Here is a 920-nt window from a genome sequence, read left to right as displayed (position 1 = left end):
GCCTTGATGGCGTTCTGAAGGCGATTGGGATCGACGGCGATTTGTACGCCGGCCCTCTCAAGTTGCAGCTTCAGGAATGCGCGGGAATCCTGCTCCCCGAGACCTCGAGCCAGGGCTTCGGTCATCTCTTCCAACGTCATGTTGGCCAGTCGCATGGGCACGCCTAACTCCTTGCCTACTGCGGTGCACAGTGTCACGTCCTTGTGGGCCAACTTGAGCGCGAACGCCGGCGTTTCGTACTTCCCCGGCAGGAACTGGTTAGTGAGCATGAACAGGGGAGACTGCTTGCCGACCATGCCCAGCCGCATGGCCTCCCACAGCTCCAACGGATCCACGCCACCCTTCACGGCCATCGAGAACACTTCGGCCATCGTCAGCATGATCATGTAGCCCGCCGTGTTGTGGGCCAGCTTCGTGATCGTGCCCGCGCCGATGGGGCCGACATAGCGTGGCGCATTCCCGATGGCCCGCAGCAGGTGCAGGTGTTGTTCGTAGACTTCCTTGTCGCCGCCGACCCAGAAGGCCAAGTCACCCGATGCCGCGCCTGCAGGACCGCCACTGATCGGTGCATCCAGCATGCTCCCGCCCTTCTGCTTGAACTCGGCATGGATGCGCCGAGCGAGCGAGAGTGAACTTGTCGATAGTTCAAACAGAACCAGGTCCGCAGACATGTTTTCCAGCACACCGTCCTGGCCGAGCACGACCTCCTCGACCTGGACCGGACCCGGCAACGACGTGAACAGCACGCCCACCTTCCGGACGAGCTCCCCCACGGTGGTGGCCCGCTCGGCGCCTTCATCGATCAGCGGTTGGGCGGCCGCGGGATTCACGTCGAAAACCACGAGCTGCACCCCTGCTTTGAGCAGGTTGCGCGCCATACCCTGGCCCATCTTTCCCAGACCGATGAATCCAACCTTCAT

General features: G+C 62.4%; 1 protein-coding gene. It reads right to left on the bottom strand.

The window, feature by feature from the left end; all coding sequences use genetic code 11:
* A partial coding sequence (locus tag AC3FKH_RS34465; RefSeq protein ID WP_488680161.1) for an NAD(P)-dependent oxidoreductase occupies positions 1-878 on the bottom strand: 878 nt, incomplete at its 3' end.
* Positions 879-920 lie beyond the last annotated feature (42 nt).

Source organism: Cupriavidus sp. 21MJTG02-4 (assembly GCF_057798975.1).
This window is presented reverse-complemented; position numbering and strand designations above follow the sequence as displayed.